Raw genomic sequence first — 19,969 nt, forward strand, 5'->3', positions numbered from 1 at the left:
GTCACTTCTCGTCCTTGAAGGATTCTTCCTCATTGGGGAAGGTGCCGGCCTCGACGTCAGCGAGGTAGGAACGGGCGGCGTCGAGAAGCACATCGCCGACCTCGGCGTAGCGGCGGGCGAAACGGGGGGTGCGGCCACGGGTGAGACCGAAGGCGTCGGTCCACACGAGAATCTGGCCGTCTGTGGCCGACCCCGCGCCGATACCGACGGTGGGGATGGACAGCTCACGCGTGATCTCTCCGGCGATGCCCGCCGGCACCATTTCCAGCACCACGGAGAAGGCGCCGGCCTCCTGGACGGCGAGTGCGTCCTCGCGCAGCTTCGCCGCAGCCTCGCCCCGGCCCTGGACGATGTAGCCGCCGAGGGCGTGCTCGGACTGCGGGGTGTAACCGATGTGTGCCATGACAGGGATACCGGCGTTGACCAGGGTGCGGATCGTGGGGGCGATCTCCACGCCGCCCTCGATCTTCACCGCGGACACACCGGTCTCCTTCATGAAACGGGCAGCCGTCTCCAGTGCCTGAGCCGGGGAGATCTCGTAGGAGCCGAAGGGGAGATCCGTCACCACGAAAGCGCGCTGCGAGGCCCGCGCCACGGCGGTGGCCATCGTCATCATCTCCTCGATGGTGATCGACAGGGTCGAATCCTGGCCGAGAATGACATTCGCGGCGGAATCTCCGACGAGGAGCAGGTCGATGCCTGCCTCGTCGAAGATGGCGGCAGTAGGGGCATCATAGGCGGTCAGGCAGGAGATCTTCCTGCCCTCGGCCTTGGCCTGGGCGAAGTGGCGGGTACGCATCCGGGAAACCATGGGACATGAGTATAGGCCGCGGATGGTGGGGGCCGGGCATTATCCGGGGCACCGGCACCCGGTCCCGGAAGGACCCGCAGTCGGACGACGCCGGAAAATGATGCGGAACTTTGCCCGGCGGGGCCTTGCCGCCCGCCCCGTGGCGTCTTAAGCTGCGCGGACGTGGCCAACTGGGATGGGCGAGGAAGGCGAAACGATGACTGACGTGATCGTGGTCGGTGGCGGGCCGACGGGGATGATGCTGGCTGGTGAGCTGGCGTTGGCGGGCGTCGACGTGACTGTCGGGGAACGGCGCACGACATCAGAGCTGGCAGGGTCCCGCGCGGGTGGATTCCATTCGCGCACCATCGAGATCCTCGACCAACGCGGGATCGCCGAGCGGTTCCTCGCGGAAGGACAGACCGCGCAGACCGCCCGTTTCGGCACCTCCGTGGTGGACATCAGCGACTTTCCCACCCGGCACCCCTACGGGCTGGCGCTGTGGCAGAGCCGCATCGAGCCGATCCTCGCGGACTGGATCGAACAGCTCGGCGTCCGGGTCGAACGCGGGCGGGAGGTGACCGGATTCGTCCAGGACGGCGGCGGCGTCGACGTCGCGTTCCGGGACGGTGGCACGAAGCGGGCGAGCTGGCTCATCGGGGCGGACGGTGGCCGCAGCGTGATCCGCAAGGCGGCCGGCATCGAGTTTCCCGGGTGGGAGGCGACGCGCAGCAACCTCATCGCCGAGGTCGAGGTCACGCAGGAGCCGCCGCCCGGTTTCCGCCAGGACGAGTCGGGGATACACGCATTCCATCTGATGCCGGACGGGCGCACGTACCGGGTCGTGACGACGGAAAGGCAGCTCGGCCCGGCCACCGAACCGACCATGACCGATCTCAGCAACGCGCTGGCATCGGTCTACGGAACCGACTTCGGTGTGCACAACCCGACCTGGCTCTCGCGGTTCACCGACGCCACCCGACAGGCTGCGGCCTACCGGAACGGGCGGGTCCTGCTCGCCGGCGATGCGGCGCACATCCACTACCCTGCCGGCGGCCAGGGGATCGGGTTGGGCATCCAGGATGCCGTCAACCTGGGATGGAAGCTCGCCCAGGTGCTCAAGGGCGTCTCGCCACCGTCCCTGCTGGACACCTATCAGGCGGAGCGGCATCCGGCAGGGGCGCGGGCGCTCCGGCTCTCCATGGCGCAGACGGCCCTCCAGCGCGGCGACCCCCGCACCGCTGCGCTGAATGACATCCTCGGCGACCTTCTGCTGACGGCCCCCGCCCGGACGCAGATTGGCGCGCTCATCCACGGGCTGGATGTGGCCTACGACCTCGGGGGAGGGCATCCGCTTCTCGGGCGGCGGATGCCGGACCTCGACATCGTCACCTCGGCGGGATCGACCCGGGTCTATGCCCTTCTGTACGAGGCCAGGCCCGTGCTGATCGACTTCGCCGGCCCCCGGCGCATCGACGCCTCGTCGTGGGCGGATCGGGTACGCGCGGTGGACGCTGAATTCCGTGGTGTCTGGGAACTGCCGGTCCTGGGGGAGGTCGCGCCCCCCACGGCCGTCCTCGTCCGCCCTGACGGCCACGTTGCCTGGGTCGAAGACGGGGCGGAGGAACCTCTCGGGGACGCGCTCAGGAACTGGTTCGGCCCGGGAACCCGACCGGCCCGATCAGCGCCGGGCGGCGGGTGAACCGGCCGGTTTCGCGTACAGCGCCAGGGGCTCGCGCAGCATCTGGTCGAGTGCCACCGCGCGGGCGATCGCGCGCACGATCTCGCGGTGGGTGGGGATCAGCCGCATCTGCACCTCGGGGAGCCGGGCACGCACCTCGGAGGCGAAGAGTTTGGGGGCGGCCGGGTCATCGATGAAGGCGGAACCGGCGACGACGATGGTGGACGGTTCGTACTGCTTCGCCACGTCCGCGGTCAGCGCCGCGAGACGTCGCGCGCGGTCGTCGAGAAGCGGGCGGGCCGCGGGGTCGGCGGCCGCCGCCCGGATGCTGGGCCAGCGACCCTGCAGGACGGCGGCGGTGGTCAGGTCGCGGGCGTGGGCCGGCAGATCGATCTGGGACACGCCCTGCTCGTCGGCGACGGCCGCGCCGATCGAGTCGTCGGCGAACAACGCCATGGTGCCGGTGGGCAGGTCGGCGGACTGGATCTCCGACCCCAGGATCGCGGGCACCGCGGCGGCGACGACGACGGGGACGGAGAACTGGTAGCGCAGGCGGCCGACGAAGTCCACGCCGTGCCACCCGAGGTTCGGGGCGTCGACGATCCCGTCCTCGGACACGCGGCCGGAGGTGGTCACACCCACCGAGGCGAGCGGGCGTTCCAGGCCGGCGGTGAGCCGGTTGAGGCCGGCCATGACGTGCTCGATGAAGTCGGACTCGGTGAGCTCGGCGACGGGCGTGGGCACGTCGGCGTCGCGGATGGTGCGGCCGCGGGTGTCGAAGAGGCCGATGTAGGTCGTCGAGGTGCCCACGGCGATGCCGGCGTGGAGGGCCGGGTGGTTGGTCAGTTCGATCGGGATCGTCGGACGTCCACGGCCCTGGGAGCGGGTGAGGTCGGTGCGTTCGTGCACGAGGCCTGCGCCGATGAGGGCCGTGATGGCCCGGGTGATGGTGGGCTGGGACAGGCCGGTCGCCTCGACGAGCTCGCTGCGGGTGACCATCTGGTTCAGCCGCACCAGATGAAGAGACTTCGCCGCTGGAGTGCGGGGACGGGAGAAGACGGTGGCCATGCGGGCATACTACAACTATTCAGACAGCGCTGTCTAATTATTCTTTATGAAAATAGACAGCTCAGTTCTCCGGTGCCTGCTCGTCGACGTTCCGCGGCACCGGCTTCAGGTAGCCGGTGAAGCCCGGGACCAGCGCGGCGCAGAGGAGCGTGCCCACAATCACCAGGACACCGCCCAGCAGCGTCGCCAGCCCCACGCCGAAGGGTTCCGCAGCCCAGCCGTGCAGGACGTCCGCCAGGCGTGGGCCACCCACCACCACGACGATGTACACGCCCTGGATGCGTCCCTGCACGTGCTCGGCCGCCGACTGCTGGAGGATCGCGGTACGCAGGCTCGCTGAGAACATGTCCGCCGCGCCACCGACCACCAGCATGAGGATGACCAGCCACGCCCACACCGTCACCGCGCCGGGGCTGACCATGACGGCCGCGCCCGCCACGATCACCGCCGCGCCCCACACGAGGATGCACACGATCACCGCCAGGCCCTGCCGCACCACGCGGGAGATCCATCCGGAGAGCAGCCCACCCAGTACCGCGCCGAGGGCCATGGAGGAATAGAGGAGCGCGAGCATCATCCCGCCCTCGCCGTGCTCGCCGAAGCTCACCGCGGCGATCTCCGGGTACAGGGCCCGCGGCATGCCGAAGGTCATGGCGATCAGGTCCAGCAGCATCGCCACCAGGAGGACCGGCTGCGTGCGCAGGTAGGTCAGGCCGTCCACCACCGAGCGGAACCCGGCGCGCGTGGCCGCACCCTTCGGCGGCAGGGCGGGCAGGGCGAGCACCGCGCCCAGAGTCGGGATGAGCAGCGCCGCATCCAGTGCATACAGCCACGAGTAACCGATGAAGGGAATGAGCGCGCCGGCTGTCAGCGGGCCGACGATCGCCCCTGCCTGCATGAGCATCATGTTCAGGCCGGCGCCCGCCGGCAGCTGCTCCAGGGGCAGGATCGACCGGAACACCGCCGTCCGTGTCGGCTGATTCACGGCGAAGAAGGCCTGCTGCAGCGAGAACGTCAGCAGCAGCCACCAGACGTTCGTGTTGCCGGCGGCCGTCAGCCCCCAGAAGGCCAGGGCCGTGAGGATCATGCCCAGCGTGGAGACGATGAGCACCTTCCGCTTGTCGAAGCTGTCCGCGATCGACCCGCCGTACAACCCGAAGACCACGAGCGGCACCAGGCCGAAGAGCCCGGAGAGTCCCACGTAGGCGGAGGAGCCGGTGATGGAGTAGATCTGTGCCGGCACCGCCACCACCGTGAGCTGCGCGCCGATCGTGGTGGCGATGTTCGCCGTCCACAGTCGCCGGTAGGCGGGTACCTGCAGCGGGCGGGTGTCGGCGAAGAGGTCACGGATGCTCACGGTGGGGAATGGTAGCCCGTGGTGCAGGGGCGCTGCGCCCGGAGGCTCAGAGCGTGAGACCCAGGACCAGTTCGGGCAGGCCCCGGGCGGCGGTGCTGCGCCAGGAGACGTCGGCGATACGGCTCAGCTCCGTCTCCTCCGGGGAGATCTCCAGGAGCTTCGCCCCGAACTGTTTCGCCAGGGCGGGCAGGCCGGCCGCCGGCTGGACCACGCCGGAGGTGCCGATGATGACCACGAGGTCGGCGGCCGTCATCCGGGCCTCGGCACGATCCCACTCATCCTGCGGGAGATTCTCGCCGAACCAGACGACCCCGGGGCGGATGATGCTGTCACAACGGGGGCAGGCGGGAGGGGCCTGTCGTGCCACCGGTTCCGTGGGGTAGTCGACCGCGCCGCGCCAGGGGCGGGAGCAGACGGTGCACCGGTAGTCGAAGAGTGAGCCGTGGAGATGGACGACGTCCCGGGCTCCGCCACGTTCGTGCAGATCATCGATGTTCTGGGTGGTCACGCCCACGGACACGCCGGGCAGATCGGCCCATTCGGCGATGGCACGGTGCCCGGCATTGGGAGACGCCCCCCGGCACACGCTTGCGCGCCACAGGTACCAGGCCCACATGGGTTCGGGGTCGCGGGCCCAGGAGTCCACGGAGGCGAACGCCACCGGATCGACTTTCGTCCACAGGCCGGTCCGGGCATCGCGGAAGGTATCGAGTCCGGATTCGGCGGACATGCCCGCCCCGGTGAAGATCTCCACGCGCCCGGCGTCACGGACAAGTGAGAGGGCATCGGCGAACTGGTCGGTCCTCATGAGGCACACGCTACCTGTGCTCCCCGTCGAAAATGGGACTAGTGGCATCACCCCCGCTACACTGACGAGCCATGAGTTCCGAAATCGCCGTGAATTCGACTCCCTACACCATCGACACCGCCGAGCGCTCACCATCGCTGCTCGACGCGTCCTGTGAGGGATTCGTCCATGACCTGGCGGCATTGTCTCCGACCGACGCCACCGCCTGGGGAATCCCCGGTTATGACGGTGAACTGCAGGACTTCTCCCCGGCCTACTGGGAGGCTGTCGCCGACCGTACCCGCGAGATGATCGCCGACGTCGACGCCTTCGACGACGGCACCGATGATTCCGACGACGAGGACGACTTCGACGAGGTCGACCGCGTCACCGCCGCCGTCCTGCGTGACCGCCTCTGCCTGGACCTGGACCTGCACCACCACGGTGAGGACCTGGCCATGCTCAACAACATCGCCTCCCCCGTGCAGACGATCAGGGACACGCTCCTCATCATGCCCACGGACACCGCGGAACAGATCGACGCCATCCGTTCGCGGCTGTCGAAGGTGCCGGCAGCGCTGGCGGGCTACCGTGAGTCACTCTCCGAGGCCGCCGGCCACGGCCACGTCGCCCCGGTCCGCCAGATCGACGAGGTGTACTCGCAGTGCCAGGACCTGGTTGAGTCACCCTCGCTGCTGGAGAACCTCGGCGTGGACAAGGACACCCCCGAGATCGATACCGCGAAGGCGGCCTTCGCCGAGATGGCCGACTGGCTCTCCGAGCAGCTGGCCACCCACGCCCCGCGCGAGGACGCCGTGGGCCGCGAGCGCTACCAGCGTTTCTCCCACCTGTTCGTCGGAGACTCCGTCAACCTGGACGAGGCCTACCTCTGGGGCCTGGAGCGCCTCCGCGAGATCGACGCGGAGCAGCAGGCCATCGCCCGCTCGCTCTACGGCAGTGATGACGTGCGGCAGGCGTACCGGAAGCTCAATGAGGAGCCCCGCTACACCCTGCGCGGCAAGGATGAGCTCCTGGAGTGGATGCAGCGGACCGCCGACGACGCCATCGCCGACCTCCACGGCACCGCCTTCGACATCCCCGGGCCGGTCCGCACCATCGAGGCGAAGATCGACCCGGCCGGCACCGGCGGCATCTTCTACACCCCGCCGAGCGACGACTTCTCCCGCCCGGGCCGCATGTGGTGGTCCGTTCCGGAAGGTCAGGAGACCTTCCATACGTGGCAGGAGCTGTCCACCGTCTTCCACGAGGGCGTACCGGGCCATCACCTGCAGATCGGCCAGACGCTCGTCGAGCGTGACAACCTCAACCTGTGGCGTCGCGTCGCGTGCTGGAACTCCGGCCACGGCGAGGGCTGGGCGCTCTACGCCGAGCAGCTCATGGCGGAACTCGGTTACCACGAGGATCCCGGCACCCGCATGGGGCTTCTCGACGCCCAGCGGCTCCGCGCCGCCCGCGTCGTCCTGGACATCGGCGTCCACCTGCGCAAGAAGGTTCCGGAGGGCACGATGGTGTGGGACGCCACCTACGCCAAGGCCTTCCTGCGGGAGAACACCGCCATGGACGAGGCCAACCTACGTTTCGAACTCAACCGCTACCTCGGTTGGCCCGGCCAGGCCCCGTCCTACGCGCTGGGTCAGCGACTGTGGGAGCAGACGCGTGCCGACGCCGTCGCACAGGGCATGACCGTCCCTGAGTTCCACCGCGAGGCCCTCTCCCTGGGTTCCATCCCCATGTCCATCCTGCGGGAGCAGATCCTGGACTAGGCGCCGGGGGCGCGCTGTCGTCCGGATATGCCCAGCTTCTCCAGCTGTGCGATGCGCATGACAGTCCCCATCGTCCACCCCGGGACGTTGATCCCGGGTCAGCCGTAGAATCGCCGCATGACCAACTTCATGCTCTCCGTCCATCACGTCCCGGGCACCGCTCCCTACGCGTCCGAGGATGACATGAAGGCCGCGTTCGAAGCCGTCGGCGCCTTCAATGAGCGGCTGCTTTCCGACGGCGTCCTCGTCCACGTCAATGCCCTGCTTCCCGACGCCGTCGTGGTCACTGCCGACAGCCGTTCCGAGGGGCCGGCCCACGAGGGGGCGCAGCTGGGCGGCTTCTGGATCATCGATGTGGCCGACCGGGCGGCGGCGGAGGACCTCGCCCGCGAGGCGTCCGCCGCGTGTGGTCAGCCGATCGAGGTGCGTCAGTTCGAGGGCTAGTTACCCCGCTCCATCACCCACACCAGAATCTCGCCCTCGCCGACGACGGTGAGTGGGCCTGCGTCGGTGGCTCGCAGAGTGTCGCCCTCCCCGAGGTGCTCTCCTGCCACGGCGACGTGTCCGCGGATCACGTAGAGATGTATGAAGGCGCCCGCCGGGACGGTCACCTCCGAGGTGAGCCGCGCCGCGTAGAGGGCGGCTCCCCCGGTGCCCAACGGGAGGGGTGAGTCCGGCCCCGCGACCGGGACCAGCCCGCCCCCGGCGAGGGCCGCGTTGAAGTCATGGGAGGAGTGGAAGGGGGCGGTGTCCCGGGTGTCCGCGGGCAGCCAGGACTGCACCACCCGGACATGGCTCCGGCTGGTGTAGCCGGCGGCGTTGACCTCCGAGTGCCGCACCCCGGAGCCCGCGCTGATGTGCTGGGCCGACCCTGCCCCGAGTTCGGTGGCGTCGCCTGAGCCACTGTCGCGGTGGCGCAGCCGACCGTCGACGATCCACGTGACGATCTCGACGTTGTCGTGCTGGTGCATGTCGAAGCCCTCGCCGGGTGCTACGACGTCGTCATTGTGGACCAGGAGCAGGCCGAAGGCGTTGGCGGCCAGGTCGAAGTTCCCGGTGGCGGGGAAGGACTGCCGGGAGATGAGCGCGGAGTCGCGCCAGATGTCTCGCTCGGCGGAACGGATCACACGGATGGTTGACATGACGCCACGTTACCGCCCCCGCGTCAGCAGCCTGATCACCTGAGGGAGCCACCCGGCGATCGCCAGCACCGCCATGAGCCGGATCATCTGGACGGCCACGACGACCGGTCCGGCGCCGCCCTCGCTCGACAGGGCGAGCACCGTCTCCAGGGCCCCGGGACTGGTGGCCAGATACGCCTCGAAATACGTGATGTCGAGCCACCAGGTCAGCGGTACCGCCGTAAGGGCGCAGGCGCCGATGACCACCACGATGAACGTCACCGTGGCGGGCAGCTGACGGGCGAAAGCCCGCAGGGCGGGGAAGGAGAGGGTGCCGCCGCACATCCAACCGATGGTCAGGAACGCCAGGATGCGGAAGAGTTCCGGTGGCAGGAGGCTCAGGTCCTCGGGGAGCAGGAGCGCGACGGCCACGGTGATGGCCAGCGGCCCCAGGACACTGGGCACCGGCAACCGGATGAGGCGTCCCACAGCGTCGCCGAAGTAGGCGATCAGGACGATCGCGACGACCATGAACCAGACCACCGGGGGCTCATCTGGTGCGGTGTGCTCGGCGGGCGTCGAGAAGAAGGTGGTGACCAGCGGCAGGGAGACCGACACCGCCAGCAGACGCAGGTACTGGCCGAGGGCGACGAAACGGTAGTCGGCGCCCAGTTCCTTCGCCAGCACGGGCATGATGGACGCACCGCCCGCGAGCATGGAGAGGATGCCGGTCTCGGGGCTGACGGCGCGCTCCTTCGCGGCCAGCAGCAGGCCACCGCCGACGCCGATGGCCAGGGTGACCACCGCGACGAACAGGCCCGGAAGCAGGTACCCGCCCAATACCCCGAGGGGGACTCCGACCAGCGGCAGGGCGGCGAGCATGCCGATGATGCCGCGGCCGAAGCGGAAGACCCCCGGGTTGACGGGCAGCTCCCTGCCGGTGGACAGGGCCATCGCGCCCGAGGAGAGGATCGCCGCCAGAATCCACGCCGCCGGCACGTGCCAGTAGCTGAACAGCAGACCCAGCCCGACGGAGACCGGCGCGACAATCAACCAGCGCATCAGCGACCCCTGCTCAGGAGACGGAGGATCTGCGGCAGGTAACCGGCGATGAGCAGGACACCCAGCAGGCGGATGAGCTGGATCGTCACCACCGACGGGCCCGCGCCCCCCTCCGAGGACAATGCCAGAGCCGTCTCGATCGCACCGGGGCTGGTGGCCAGGTAGGCCTCGAAGTAGGTGATGCCCACCCAGTGCATGATCGGGATCGCCAGCAGCGCGCACGCGACGCTGAGCAGGACGATGAACAGGATCGTCGCCGGGAGCTGGCGCGCGAAGAACCTCAACGCCGGCATCGACAGCCCGCCGCCGCACATCCAGCCGACGGCCAGGAAAGCGTAGACGCGGAAGAACTCCGGTGGCTGCAGGCTCCACTCCGTCGGCAGGAGGACTCCGCCGAGGAGGGTGAGCAGCAGCGGACCGAACACTCCGGGGGACGGTAGCCGCAGGAGTCGGGCAACGTGGAAGCCGAAGAAGGCGATGAGTGCGATCGCGGGGAACATCCAGGGAGTGACCTCCGGGCCGGCAGGGTCGGCGCCGGCGCCGGCGGGCGTCGCAAAGAAGACGGTGACCAGGGGCAACGTCATCGAGACCGCGAGCAGTCGCAGGTACTGGCTGAGTGCCACGTAGCGGAAGTCGGCGCCGAGGTCGCGGGCCAGGGCGGGCATGACCGAGGAGCCGCCGGCGAGCATGGACAGGATGCCGGTTTCGCGGCTGATGGCGCGTTCCGCACGCGAGAGCAGCAGCCCGCCGCCGACGCCGAACACCACGATGAACAGGGCCACGACGACACCCGGCAACGCATACTCCCTGAGTTCCGCCAGCGGCACCCCGACCAGCGGAATGCCGGCCAGAATGCCGATGGTGCCCCGGCCGCCGCGTTCCACGGTCCGGTTGAGCGGGAGTTCCTCGCCCGTGGACAGGGCCATGCCGCCGGCGGCGAGGATGCCGGCGAGGATCCAGCCGGCGGGGACGTTCAGCCATTCAAAAAGTGCCCCGAGGAGAAGGGAGACGGGAAGGACAACCGCCCACCGCGCCGCCACTGATCTCATGATTGAGCACGATACTCGCCCGGCGGGTCCGTCCTGTGTTCCCCCCGTCAGGGGTGGACAATCGTCGTGTGGAACCTGAACTGTGGGCGGTACTCATCGGCGGCGCGGCCGTCGCGGGCTGGGTCGACGCCGTCATCGGCGGCGGTGGGCTGGTGCTCATCCCGTTGCTGCTGGCGGTCGTGCCCGGTCTCGCACCGGCGACCGCACTGGGCACCAACAAGTTGGTCGGGCTCTCCGGCACGACTTCGGCCGCGTGGACGCTGGTCCGGCGGGTCAGGCCCCGCATCACACCCTGGTATGTGGTGCTCGCAATGGTCTGTTCCGGTGCCGGTGCCCTGTCTGCCTCGCTCATCGACGCCGCGGTCATGCGCCCCCTCATCATCGTCCTGCTGCTGGCGGTGGGTACCTTCGTCGCGCTGCGTCCCTCCTTCGGCACCGGCGCCGGCGGGGGAGAGGTCGGCCGCTGGCGGCGTTGGCTGGTGCTGCTCGCGGTGGGGGTGATCGCATTCTATGACGGCATCTTCGGGCCCGGCACCGGCATGTTCCTCATCATGGCGTTCACGGCGCTCCTGTCGCAGGACTTCCTGAGGTCGGCGGCGATGGCGAAGGTGGTGAATGCCTCCACCAACCTGGGGGCCCTGCTCGTGTTCGCGTGGGGCGGGCACGTGTGGTGGCAGCTGGGACTCGTCCTGGCGGTCGCCAACATCGTCGGCGCGCAGCTGGGGGCGCGGACCGTGCTCGGTGGCGGGGCGGCACTGGTGCGGGTGGCACTGCTGCTGGTGGTGATTGTCATGAGTTCCCTGCTCACCTGGCAGCAAATTTTCAGTTGACGTCCTTATCGTCGACGTCATGAGTACGACAACAGTCATCAATCCACTGCGTGTCCCTGCTCCCGACGACGTCGCCGGAGACGAGAACGCCGCCCTTGACTTCCTCGCCGGGGAGTTCTTCCTGGCGAAGGTCTACGGCAACGACGACCTGGAGGTCACCGCCTCGGCAGAGGCCCTCCCCACCCTCGCGGGGGCGGCCGCAGCCTTCGACGTCGCGGACATGCCGGCCAACTTCCGGCTCATCGAGTCCTCTGAGGACTAGGACTTCTTCTTCGTCCGCGCCGTCGCCGGTGCCGTCCACGGGTCCTCCGGCCACGGGTGCCTGGGATATCGACCGCGCATCTCCGCCCTGACCTGGGTGTACGGTCCGGACCAGAAGCTGGCCAGATCGTCGGTGACCGCCAACGGTCGCCCTGCCGGGGATAGCAGGTGGAAAAGCACCGGCATCCCCGCGCACTCGGGGGAGGCCGACAACCCGAAGCATTCCTGCAGCTTGACACTGACAACAGGGCGGCCGGTGGAGTAGTCCACACGGTGCCGGTTGCCACTGGGCACCCGCAGCCGTTCAGGGGCGAGCTCGTCCAGGCGTGCGGCTTCGGGCCAGGGGAGGAGTCGTTGGAGGGCGGGGTACATGTCCACCCCACGGATCGACGTACCGCGGGCGATCCTCCCCAGCTCGGGGCCCAGCCACCTCATCGGATCGGCGGACTCGACGTCCGGCCACGGATCACCGAGCTGCTGGTGCAGGTATGCGAGTCTGTCGCGTAGGTTCCGGGCGGCGTCGGAGAAGCGGAACATGTCCAGCCCCTCCCTGGCGACGGACGCCGCCAGCGCTGCCGCTGCCTCCTCGGGAGGTACCTGCACCGGAGTGGAACTGAGTTCGATTGCCCCCAGCCGCACGACCCGGCGGCCGCGGACCTTTCCGTCTGCCACGGTCGCCAGAATCTCCGAGGTTTCCCCCACGACCTGCCGGGCCTGCTCCTCGCTCAGTCGGGCGGCCGCGCGGATCGTCGCCCCTGCCCGGCCTTCGCGTGAGGTACCGCCGCTGCGGGTCACCTCCGCGACGGCGAGCCATTCCGCCCCCGTCAGGCCCAGATCACCGGGCAGGACGGCGCGGGTGCCGCTGGCCAGCAGATATTCCTCGCCCACCCGCCGGGAGACTCGTCCGGGGAAGGCCAGGGCGGTGATCACGCCCGGGTCCGACTCGCCGCTGCCACCCTTCACCAGGCGACGCAGACGCTGCACCTCCCGCGCAGGGGCGGACGCGCGGGCGATGTCCCCACGGGGGGAGTCCGCCAGGACCGCGACCACCGGGGCCGCCGCCGGGCCGCACTCCACCAGGGCGCGGCCCAGGCGGGGATCGACGGGCATGGCCGCCAGCTGGCGGCCCAGACGGGTCGCCTCACCGTCGGCGCCGACGGCGCCGACGCCGCGCAGCACCGTCTCGGCGGCGTCGAGGGCGGGGGCGGGAGGGGTGTCGGCAAGCGGAAGCCCGACGCCCCGGGGTGTGCCCCATACGGCGAGGGTCAGGGCTGCCTGCGTGAGGTCGCTGGTGGCGATCTCCGGGGTGATGTGCGGGCGAAGCTGCTGGTAATCGGCCTGCGTGTAGGCGCGGATGACAGTGCCCGGCCCCTCACGCCCGGCGCGGCCCGCACGCTGATCCACCGTCGACTGCGCCGCGGAGACGGTGACCAGGCCGGTCATGTCGCGGGTGGCGTCGCGACGCGGAACACGCGACAAGCCCGAATCGACGACCACGCGCACCCCCGGGACGGTGAGCGAGGACTCGGCGATGGAGGTCGCCACGATCACCCGCGGCCGGTCGCCGGGGGTCAGCGCCGCGTCCTGCTCCTTGGGGCTGAGCGAGCCGTGCAGCGGCAGCGCGCCGGGGATACGCGACATGACGTACTCCACCTCGCGGACCCCGGGGACGAACACGAGCACCGAATCCCCGTGCCCGACGGCCTGCGCCGCCAGGTGGTCCAGGAACTCCCGGGTGCAGCCGGCCCGGCCCGGATGCGGCCGGTAACGCACGGTCAGCGGGTGGGTCACGGCCGCCGTCTCCAGGACGGGGGCGTCCATGAGCGTCGCGAACTTGTCGACGTCCAGGGTCGCCGACATCGCCGTCACCGTGAGGTCCTCGCGCAGCTGCACCAGCTCCAGCAGCATGCCCAGCACCAGGTCGGTGTCCAGCTGCCGTTCATGGACCTCGTCCACCGCCACCGCCGCGACACCTCCGAGCTCCGGGTCGGACATGAGTCGGCGCAACAGCACGCCCGGCGTCATGAACTCCACCAGGCTGCCCGGGTGGTGCTCACCCCGGACGGTGAAGCCGACGCGCTCGCCGAGGCGCGACCCGTCGAGGTGGGCGAGGCGGCGGGCTGCGGCGCGCACCGCCACCCGCCGGGGAGCGGTGACCAGTACCTTTCCGTCCACGTGGTTCGCCAGGGCGGGCGGCACCAGCGTCGTCTTGCCGGTGCCCGGCGGGGCCTGCACCACCAGGGTCCGGCGCCCGGTGAGCAGGCCGGGCAGCCGCGCGATCGTGTCAGCGACCGGCAGGCCCCGGCCGATGCGTTCGAGGTCGAAGTGCTCAGGCATGGAGTCCGTCCACCGGGACGCACCACGTGCCCATGCGGAGGCGGGCCAGGGTGGAGTAGGTTTCCGGGTTGAAGCTCATGGGTCCCATTGTGTCAGGAGGCACCCGTTGTCCATGCTTTTCGACGCCCCGCTGCCCCGCCCGCCGCACGAGGTGCGTGCCGGAGTCGCGCACCTGCCGGGCTTCCTCACCCTCGGTGAGCAGGAGGCGGTGGTGACGCACGCCCGCAGCCTCGCCCGCGAGGCGGCGGGAACTCCGGCGGCCATGCGCCGCGTGCCGGTCGGCGACGGCATGACCAGTGCGTACCTGATGACGCTGGGCCAGGCGTATCTCTCGCAGCCCTTCCGCTACGTCCCCCGCGGCGCCGGCGGGGTCGAGGCGCCCGATGTGCCTGCGGGGTGGCAGGAACTCGCCCGCCGTGCGCTTCTCGCCGCCGCCCGGATCAGCCCGGCCCTCGCCCCGTGGGCCGCCGCCTACCGGGCCGACGTGGCCCTGGTGAACTACTACCCGCCGGGGGCGTCGATGGGACTGCACGTCGACGCGATGGAGGACTCGCCCGCGCCGGTGATCTCCCTGTCCATCGGGGACGAGGCCCTGTTCCGGATGGGTAACACGGAGGGCCGGACCAGGCCCTGGGACGACGTTCTCCTCATGTCGGGCGACCTCCTCGTCTTCGGCGGGCCGGCCCGCCGGGCGTACCACGGGGTGCCCCGGATCCACCCGGGCACCGCACCCGCCGGGTGCGGGGTGGCGGAGGGGCGGATCAACGTCACCCTCCGTCAGGCGTGAGTCAGGGGGCGCCGGCCCAGAGCTCCGCAAGGGCCTCCCAGTGCTCCTCCGCCATCAGGCTGGTGGGAATGACGGACACCGACCGGCCTCCGGCCGCCGCGACCGCCCGGAGGCTGGTTGTCATATCCTCCGGGGACACGACGCCGTCTTCCCTGCTCCACAACCCGGTTGATATCACGAAACGGTCCCCGAAGCGCCGCAGGAGTGAGCGGGTGAGATCGGCGCCGTAGCTTGGATCCGCATCTGCCAGCGCAAAGTAGTTCCAGACCACGATGCGGTCGACGGACTCGAGCAGCAGGGCGTAGTCATGGCCTGAGTCTGCCCGGTCACCGTCGGGATTCCCCCAAGGAACGCGCACATCCATATCCACCCTTACATCGAACTCGGCGACTTGCCCCGATACTCGGCCCAGCAGCCGAACCAACGATTCGCACCGCCAGCGGTGGATGTCCGGGTGATTGACGTCAATCTCCCCGTTCTTGGCGAGGGGAAATCCCGGGCGGCCCGTATGCCGGACGAAGTGGGCCAGATCGTCGCGGCTAAACGTGGCGTCGTCGAACATCAGCTCCGTCAGCGCTATCCTCTCCGGCCGGTACCGACGGGCGACCTCCCGGCACATGGCCTCCAGGTGCGTGCCGAAGTAGCCGCCGTCGAGGGCGGACACCGACAGGAAATCCGGCGAGGATTCGCCATCGGCCGTCCGGCCTGCGATGCCCGGGTCCAGGCTGATGGCTCTCGGAGCCAGGGCATCCACGACCAGGGTGGCTGCGAGGCCGTCGAGTTCGGCCAGAGCTTCCGCCACGAAATCCCGTCCGGTTCCGGCCACGGCGGAGGACTCCCATTTGGATGCGCTTGCCCAGGGAAATGCCAGCCAGTCGGCACGGCCGACTGCGAGTGTGACTGCCGTGGCGCCGACCTCTGCCAGGCGGGCCCGGACGGAGGGCCAGTGAACGTCCTCGTTCGCGACATCCTCGAACCCGAAGGCGACCGAGCGCTCCGACGGCTCATCACCGGGCACATCGGTGCCTGTCATCTGCGGTACGGGTCTCTTCATGGGTCCTCGGCCGAGGTGGGTCGTGGCAGCGTTTCGCCGGGCGCCCACTCCTCCAGTGTGGTTCATGCCACAATAGCGCCCATGACAGAGAACACAGGACACCAGGACAGAAGAATCGCCGTGATCACCGGCGGCTCATCGGGGATTGGCGCGGCGGCCGCGGACACACTGGCCGCCGACGGGTTCCACGTCGTCGTCGCCGCGCGACGCCTCGACCGGATTGCGGAGGTGGCCGAGCGCACCGGCGGCACGGCCATCGAGCTGGACGTGACCTCCGAAGAGTCGGTGGCCGCCTTCGCCGCCGAGGTGGCGGCGTTCGGCCGCGTCGACGTGCTGGTCAACAACGCCGGCGGCGCCCTGGGTCTGGACACCCTGCGCGAGGCGGACCTCGGGGACTGGCAGGTCATGTACGACACCAACGTCCTCGGCGTCGTGCGCGTCACCCGTGCGCTGCTCCCGCTCATCGACGCCGCCGAGGGACTCATCATCAACATCGGCTCCATGGCAGCCTTCACCGCCTACCCGGGCGGCTCCGGTTACAACGCCGCGAAGTTCGGCCTGCGCGCGTTGACCCGTGCCTTCCGCATGGAGGAGGCCGGCAACCCGATCCGCATCACCGAGATCGATCCGGGCCGCGTGGCCACCGACTTCTCCCTCGTCCGCTTCAAGGGTGACGCCCCCAAGGCCGAGGCCGTCTACGCGGACAAGCTCAACCTCACCGCCGGGGACATCGCGGAGGCGATCCGCTGGGTGGCGTCGCTGCCGAAGCACGTGAACATCGACACGATGAACATCATGCCGAGGGACCAGGCCTGAATTCCGGGCTTTAAATTCACGGGCTTAGACTGCGGGGTGTGACCCCCTCTCTGTTCCTGTCGCTGCTGACCGTGTGGGTGGCGGCGATCGTGTCACCTGGCCCCGATGTCGCGCAGGTGATCCGCCTCGGGGTGCGTTCGCGCACCGCCGGCGTCTGGACGGGGCTGGGCATCATGACCGGTACCGCGGTGTGGATCGCCGCGTCCATGCTCGGGCTCTCGGCGCTGCTCAACTCCCGCCCGGGGATCCTCGCCGTCCTGCAGGTGCTCGGCGGCGCCTACCTGCTGTGGATGGGGGCGGGGGCGTTACGTTCGGGGTTGTCCGGACAGCGGGAGCAGCCGGGCGGGGAAGGGCCCGCCGGGGAGGGGGACGCCGGGGAGGTCTACTCCCCGGCCCGTGCCTGGCGCATCGGCACGGCGACCAACCTGTCGAACCCGAAGGCGGTGTTGTTCTTCGGCGCGGTGTTCGCCCAGTTCATCCGCCCGGGCATGGGCTGGGAGTGGAGCCTGCTCATCATGGTGGTGCTCATGGCGACGGGTGTCGTGTGGTTCATGGTCCTGGCCTTCGCGGTCCGCAGCCTCTCGGAGCGGCTGCTGCGCAACGCGCGGGCCATCGACGTCCTCACCGGCCTCGTGTTCGTGGGACTCGCGCTGTACATGCTCGTCGAGGGTGTGACCGGCCTGGGGTGATCCCCATGGCCGTGCGCGGGACCCGCCCCGCCCCGGCTAGACTTGGCCACCATGCACGCCCATGATGTCGCGATCCGCGATGAGACGATCAAGCTCGGCCAGTTCATCAAGCTGGCCAGCCTGGTGGCCACCGGCGGCGAGGCCAAGCAGCTGATCGCCGAGGGTCAGGTCACCGTCAACGGTGAGGCGGACACCCGCCGCGGCCGGACACTGCGCCACGGTGATCTCGTATGCATCGCGGACGCCTGCGCGCGTGTGACGTCGGCGGCCGAGGACGAGGAAGACTACTTCGACGAGGCCACCGCCGACGATGATTTTGACCCCGAGAAGTGGAGAAACCTCTAGATGCCAGCTTTCGAGGCCGTCGGCGGCATGCCGTACTGGATCGACCTGACCACCTCTGACGTGCGGAAGTCCGCTCGTTTCTACTCGGAGATCCTCGGATGGGAGATCACCGGGGACGACTACCGCATCGCGCGCGTCCAGGGTCTGCCCGTCGCGGGCTTCATCCCGCAGCCCGAGGACGGGGGAGGGTTCCCGGACACGTGGGTCACCTACTTCCTCGCCGATGACATCGACGGCCAGGTCGCGCAGGTCAAGGGCCTGGGCGGCCGTGTTCTCCTCGAGCCCACCGAGGTCAGCCTCGGTCGGATGTGCGTGCTTGTCGACGCCGCAGGCGCCATGTTCGGCCTCATCGAACCGGCCGGCGAGGACGCCTTCATCGCCGCCGGCGAGCCGGGCACCCCGGTGTGGCACGAGCTCACCGCCACCGCGGGCTTCGACGCGGCCGTCGACTTCTACCACGCTCTGCTCGACTGGGAGCTCGTGGCCGTGGAAGCCGGAGAAGGCTTCACCTACACCACCGCCATGGTGGAGGGTGCCCCGTTCGCGGGCATCTGGAAGGCCGAGGGAGCATTCCCGCCGCAGGTCCCGAGTTTCTGGCAGTCCTACCTGGGCGTGCTCGACATGGATGAGACGGTGAAGAAGGTCCCGGAGCTGGGCGGTCAGATCATCCGCGAGCCCTGGGACTCCGAGTTCGGCCGCATGTGCATCATCGCCGATTCCACCGGCGCGACCGTCACCCTCTGCGAGGTGGACGAGCCTGCCGAAGAGGACATCCGCGAGTCGGACCCGCTGGAGGGTTTCTCCCTCTGAGCGGGGCGCTCGAACTGGGTGACCTGACGTCCCGGGTCCTTGAGGTGGTGGACCGGGTCCCGGCGGGACGGGTGGCCAGCTACGGAGATATCGCCGTGCTGGCGGGCACCGGCCCCCGCCAGGTCGGCCGGATCATGGCCGGTTACGGCCACCTGACCTGCTGGTGGCGGGTCGTGCGCGCCGACGGCACCTCGGCCGTCGCCGACCGCGCCGCCGCGTACTGGGACGAGGAGGGGATCCCGTACCGGGATGGCCGCGTCAGCATGCGGACCTGCCGCTGGAGCAACTACCCTGGCCGTATGACTGAACTGACCGTCCGCGCATGGGGCACCCCCGGCTTCGCAGCACCACTGGAGCCGGTGACCGTCACACGTCGCGAGCTTCGTGAGGACGACGTGCGCATCCGCATCGAGTTCGCCGGCATCTGCCACTCCGACATCCACACCATGCGCGGGGACTGGGGTGAGCGCGCCTACCCGCTGGTCCCGGGGCATGAGATCGTCGGCATCGTCGAGGCGGTCGGGCCCGCGGTGACCACGTTCCGGGAAGGCGAGCGGGTCGGCGTCGGCTGCTTCGTCAACTCCTGCGGGGAATGCGACGCCTGCCTGGCCGGCGAGATCTCCTACTGCGACGAGGGGCCCACCCCCACCTACGGCGGCTTCGACGGCGAGGAACTGACACAGGGGGGATATTCGCAGGCCATCGTGGTGCGGGAGTCCTTCGTCGTCAGTGTCCCGGAAGGCCTCGACCCGGCGGCGACCGCCCCGCTGCTGTGTGCGGGCATCACCACCTACTCGCCACTCCGACGCTGGGGCGCGGGCCCGGGCAAACGAGTCGGCGTCATCGGCATGGGCGGCCTGGGGCACGTCGGCGTGAAGATCGCCGCCGCCATGGGCGCGGAGGTCACCGTCTTCTCCCATTCCACCGCCAAGCGGGATGACGCCCTCTCGTTCGGCGCGACCCGTCACGTCTCCACCGCGGACGGCCTGCCGGAGGACCTGCGCCGGCACTTCGACATCATCCTCAACACGGTCTCCGTCGACCTGGACACCGCCGCCTACCTTGGCCTGCTGCGTTTCGACGGCGCACTCGTCCAGCTCGGCCTGCCCGGCGAGCCCCTGCAGGCCCCTGCCCGCATGTTCACCCAGCAGCGCAGATCGCTGTCCGGCTCGCTGGTCGGTGGCATCCGGGAGACCCAGGAGATGCTCGACTTCTGCGCCACCCACGACATCACCGCCGAGATTGAGCTCATCGGCGCCGAGCACATCAACGAGGCCTACGACCGCACCATCGCCTCGGACGTGCGCTACCGCTTCGTCATCGACGCGACGACCTTCTGAC

At 69.7% G+C, this 19,969-nt stretch carries 20 protein-coding genes; 11 read left to right on the forward strand and 9 right to left on the reverse strand.

Annotated elements, in window-relative coordinates; translation table 11 throughout:
- Position 1: 1 nt before the first annotated feature.
- The gene (panB, locus tag CETAM_RS00900) at positions 2 to 811 is read right to left on the reverse strand and encodes a 3-methyl-2-oxobutanoate hydroxymethyltransferase (RefSeq protein WP_156226652.1); all 810 of its coding nucleotides are present in this window, start codon (positions 809 to 811) and stop codon (positions 2 to 4) included.
- A 196-nt stretch (positions 812 to 1,007) separates the two neighbouring features.
- Here panB and CETAM_RS00905 point away from each other — a divergent pair, with 196 nt between their 5' ends.
- On the forward strand, positions 1,008 to 2,492 hold the full coding sequence (locus tag CETAM_RS00905) for an FAD-dependent monooxygenase (RefSeq protein WP_156226653.1): 1,485 nt from the start codon (positions 1,008 to 1,010) through the stop codon (positions 2,490 to 2,492).
- Here the strand turns inward: CETAM_RS00905 and CETAM_RS00910 are convergent.
- The 3 genes from CETAM_RS00910 to CETAM_RS00920 form a co-directional block, all read right to left on the reverse strand.
- Entirely contained in the window at positions 2,472 to 3,539 is a 1,068-nt protein-coding gene (locus tag CETAM_RS00910; RefSeq protein WP_156226654.1) for an ROK family protein, read from the reverse strand. The two genes, CETAM_RS00905 and CETAM_RS00910, sit on opposite strands and share 21 nt — an antisense overlap.
- A gap of 61 nt (positions 3,540 to 3,600) precedes the next feature.
- A complete protein-coding gene (locus CETAM_RS00915; RefSeq protein ID WP_156226655.1) occupies positions 3,601 to 4,896 on the reverse strand; it encodes an MFS transporter in 1,296 nt (431 codons plus the stop codon).
- A 46-nt stretch (positions 4,897 to 4,942) separates the two neighbouring features.
- On the reverse strand, positions 4,943 to 5,704 hold the full coding sequence (locus CETAM_RS00920) for an NAD-dependent deacylase (RefSeq protein ID WP_156226656.1): 762 nt from the start codon (positions 5,702 to 5,704) through the stop codon (positions 4,943 to 4,945).
- A gap of 71 nt (positions 5,705 to 5,775) precedes the next feature.
- Here CETAM_RS00920 and CETAM_RS00925 point away from each other — a divergent pair, with 71 nt between their 5' ends.
- Together CETAM_RS00925 and CETAM_RS00930 are read left to right on the forward strand one after the other, a co-directional pair.
- The gene (locus CETAM_RS00925; protein WP_156226657.1) at positions 5,776 to 7,467 is read left to right on the forward strand and encodes a DUF885 domain-containing protein; all 1,692 of its coding nucleotides are present in this window, start codon (positions 5,776 to 5,778) and stop codon (positions 7,465 to 7,467) included.
- 117 nt (positions 7,468 to 7,584) lie between these two features.
- A complete protein-coding gene (locus tag CETAM_RS00930) occupies positions 7,585 to 7,911 on the forward strand; it encodes a YciI family protein (protein ID WP_156226658.1) in 327 nt (108 codons plus the stop codon).
- On the opposite strand, the gene CETAM_RS00935 is transcribed toward CETAM_RS00930, so the two are convergent.
- From CETAM_RS00935 to CETAM_RS00945, 3 genes are read right to left on the reverse strand one after another with little or no spacing between them, the layout of a single operon-like run.
- On the reverse strand, positions 7,908 to 8,609 hold the full coding sequence (locus CETAM_RS00935) for a pirin family protein (RefSeq protein WP_156226659.1): 702 nt from the start codon (positions 8,607 to 8,609) through the stop codon (positions 7,908 to 7,910). The genes CETAM_RS00930 and CETAM_RS00935 overlap by 4 nt on opposite strands.
- Positions 8,610 to 8,618: 9 nt before the next feature.
- On the reverse strand, positions 8,619 to 9,650 hold the full coding sequence (locus CETAM_RS00940) for an AbrB family transcriptional regulator (RefSeq protein WP_156226660.1): 1,032 nt from the start codon (positions 9,648 to 9,650) through the stop codon (positions 8,619 to 8,621).
- Positions 9,650 to 10,699, reverse strand: coding sequence for an AbrB family transcriptional regulator (locus CETAM_RS00945; protein ID WP_156226661.1), 1,050 nt, complete (start codon positions 10,697 to 10,699; stop codon positions 9,650 to 9,652). Before CETAM_RS00945 ends, CETAM_RS00940 begins: the two co-directional genes overlap by 1 nt.
- 68 nt (positions 10,700 to 10,767) lie before the next feature.
- Here CETAM_RS00945 and CETAM_RS00950 point away from each other — a divergent pair, with 68 nt between their 5' ends.
- Positions 10,768 to 11,529 (forward strand): TSUP family transporter, encoded by a 762-nt coding sequence (locus CETAM_RS00950; protein WP_156226662.1) that lies wholly within the window; start codon positions 10,768 to 10,770, stop codon positions 11,527 to 11,529.
- Positions 11,530 to 11,548: 19 nt separating this feature from the next.
- A complete protein-coding gene (locus CETAM_RS00955) occupies positions 11,549 to 11,791 on the forward strand; it encodes a hypothetical protein (RefSeq protein WP_156226663.1) in 243 nt (80 codons plus the stop codon).
- On the opposite strand, the gene hrpB is transcribed toward CETAM_RS00955, so the two are convergent.
- The gene (gene hrpB / locus CETAM_RS00960; RefSeq protein ID WP_156226664.1) at positions 11,788 to 14,127 is read right to left on the reverse strand and encodes an ATP-dependent helicase HrpB; all 2,340 of its coding nucleotides are present in this window, start codon (positions 14,125 to 14,127) and stop codon (positions 11,788 to 11,790) included. The genes CETAM_RS00955 and hrpB overlap by 4 nt on opposite strands.
- A 112-nt stretch (positions 14,128 to 14,239) precedes the next feature.
- Between hrpB and CETAM_RS00965 the strand changes: the two genes are divergently transcribed.
- Positions 14,240 to 14,914 (forward strand): alpha-ketoglutarate-dependent dioxygenase AlkB, encoded by a 675-nt coding sequence (locus CETAM_RS00965; RefSeq protein WP_156229310.1) that lies wholly within the window; start codon positions 14,240 to 14,242, stop codon positions 14,912 to 14,914.
- Between the two features lies 1 nt (position 14,915).
- On the opposite strand, the gene CETAM_RS00970 is transcribed toward CETAM_RS00965, so the two are convergent.
- The gene (locus CETAM_RS00970; protein ID WP_156226665.1) at positions 14,916 to 15,968 is read right to left on the reverse strand and encodes a hypothetical protein; all 1,053 of its coding nucleotides are present in this window, start codon (positions 15,966 to 15,968) and stop codon (positions 14,916 to 14,918) included.
- A gap of 81 nt (positions 15,969 to 16,049) precedes the next feature.
- Between CETAM_RS00970 and CETAM_RS00975 the strand changes: the two genes are divergently transcribed.
- The 5 genes from CETAM_RS00975 to CETAM_RS00995 are packed head-to-tail and all read left to right on the forward strand — an operon-like array spanning position 16,050 to position 19,968.
- Complete coding sequence (locus CETAM_RS00975; protein WP_156226666.1) at positions 16,050 to 16,784, forward strand: SDR family NAD(P)-dependent oxidoreductase; 735 nt, start codon at positions 16,050 to 16,052, stop codon at positions 16,782 to 16,784.
- A 38-nt stretch (positions 16,785 to 16,822) separates the two neighbouring features.
- Positions 16,823 to 17,473: a LysE family translocator gene (locus tag CETAM_RS00980; protein ID WP_156226667.1), complete on the forward strand. Its 651-nt coding sequence runs from the start codon at positions 16,823 to 16,825 to the stop codon at positions 17,471 to 17,473.
- Positions 17,474 to 17,524: 51 nt separating this feature from the next.
- On the forward strand, positions 17,525 to 17,818 hold the full coding sequence (locus CETAM_RS00985; protein WP_156226668.1) for an RNA-binding S4 domain-containing protein: 294 nt from the start codon (positions 17,525 to 17,527) through the stop codon (positions 17,816 to 17,818).
- Positions 17,819 to 18,628: a VOC family protein gene (locus CETAM_RS00990; protein ID WP_156226669.1), complete on the forward strand. Its 810-nt coding sequence runs from the start codon at positions 17,819 to 17,821 to the stop codon at positions 18,626 to 18,628.
- Positions 18,520 to 19,968, forward strand: a complete 1,449-nt coding sequence (locus tag CETAM_RS00995; RefSeq protein ID WP_156226670.1) for an alcohol dehydrogenase catalytic domain-containing protein — start codon at positions 18,520 to 18,522, stop codon at positions 19,966 to 19,968. Before CETAM_RS00990 ends, CETAM_RS00995 begins: the two co-directional genes overlap by 109 nt.
- Position 19,969: the final 1 nt, after the last annotated feature.

This window comes from Corynebacterium comes (genome assembly GCF_009734405.1).
Lineage (GTDB): Bacteria > Actinomycetota > Actinomycetes > Mycobacteriales > Mycobacteriaceae > Corynebacterium > Corynebacterium comes.

Excerpts from the sequence above, each read along its gene's own strand:
- CETAM_RS00940 (WP_156226660.1), bottom strand. The coding sequence starts at position 9,650 with ATGCGCTGGTTGATTGTCGCGCCGGTCTCCGTCGGGCTGGGTCTGCTG.
- CETAM_RS00910 (WP_156226654.1), bottom strand. The coding sequence starts at position 3,539 with ATGGCCACCGTCTTCTCCCGTCCCCGCACTCCAGCGGCGAAGTCTCTT.
- CETAM_RS00955 (WP_156226663.1), top strand. The coding sequence starts at position 11,549 with ATGAGTACGACAACAGTCATCAATCCACTGCGTGTCCCTGCTCCCGAC.
- hrpB (WP_156226664.1), bottom strand. The coding sequence starts at position 14,127 with ATGCCTGAGCACTTCGACCTCGAACGCATCGGCCGGGGCCTGCCGGTC.
- CETAM_RS00965 (WP_156229310.1), top strand. The coding sequence starts at position 14,240 with ATGCTTTTCGACGCCCCGCTGCCCCGCCCGCCGCACGAGGTGCGTGCC.
- CETAM_RS00990 (WP_156226669.1), top strand. The coding sequence starts at position 17,819 with ATGCCAGCTTTCGAGGCCGTCGGCGGCATGCCGTACTGGATCGACCTG.
- CETAM_RS00945 (WP_156226661.1), bottom strand. The coding sequence starts at position 10,699 with ATGAGATCAGTGGCGGCGCGGTGGGCGGTTGTCCTTCCCGTCTCCCTT.
- panB (WP_156226652.1), bottom strand. The coding sequence starts at position 811 with ATGGTTTCCCGGATGCGTACCCGCCACTTCGCCCAGGCCAAGGCCGAG.
- CETAM_RS00925 (WP_156226657.1), top strand. The coding sequence starts at position 5,776 with ATGAGTTCCGAAATCGCCGTGAATTCGACTCCCTACACCATCGACACC.
- CETAM_RS00985 (WP_156226668.1), top strand. The coding sequence starts at position 17,525 with ATGCACGCCCATGATGTCGCGATCCGCGATGAGACGATCAAGCTCGGC.
- CETAM_RS00935 (WP_156226659.1), bottom strand. The coding sequence starts at position 8,609 with ATGTCAACCATCCGTGTGATCCGTTCCGCCGAGCGAGACATCTGGCGC.
- CETAM_RS00920 (WP_156226656.1), bottom strand. The coding sequence starts at position 5,704 with ATGAGGACCGACCAGTTCGCCGATGCCCTCTCACTTGTCCGTGACGCC.
- CETAM_RS00975 (WP_156226666.1), top strand. The coding sequence starts at position 16,050 with ATGACAGAGAACACAGGACACCAGGACAGAAGAATCGCCGTGATCACC.
- CETAM_RS00905 (WP_156226653.1), top strand. The coding sequence starts at position 1,008 with ATGACTGACGTGATCGTGGTCGGTGGCGGGCCGACGGGGATGATGCTG.
- CETAM_RS00930 (WP_156226658.1), top strand. The coding sequence starts at position 7,585 with ATGACCAACTTCATGCTCTCCGTCCATCACGTCCCGGGCACCGCTCCC.
- CETAM_RS00970 (WP_156226665.1), bottom strand. The coding sequence starts at position 15,968 with ATGAAGAGACCCGTACCGCAGATGACAGGCACCGATGTGCCCGGTGAT.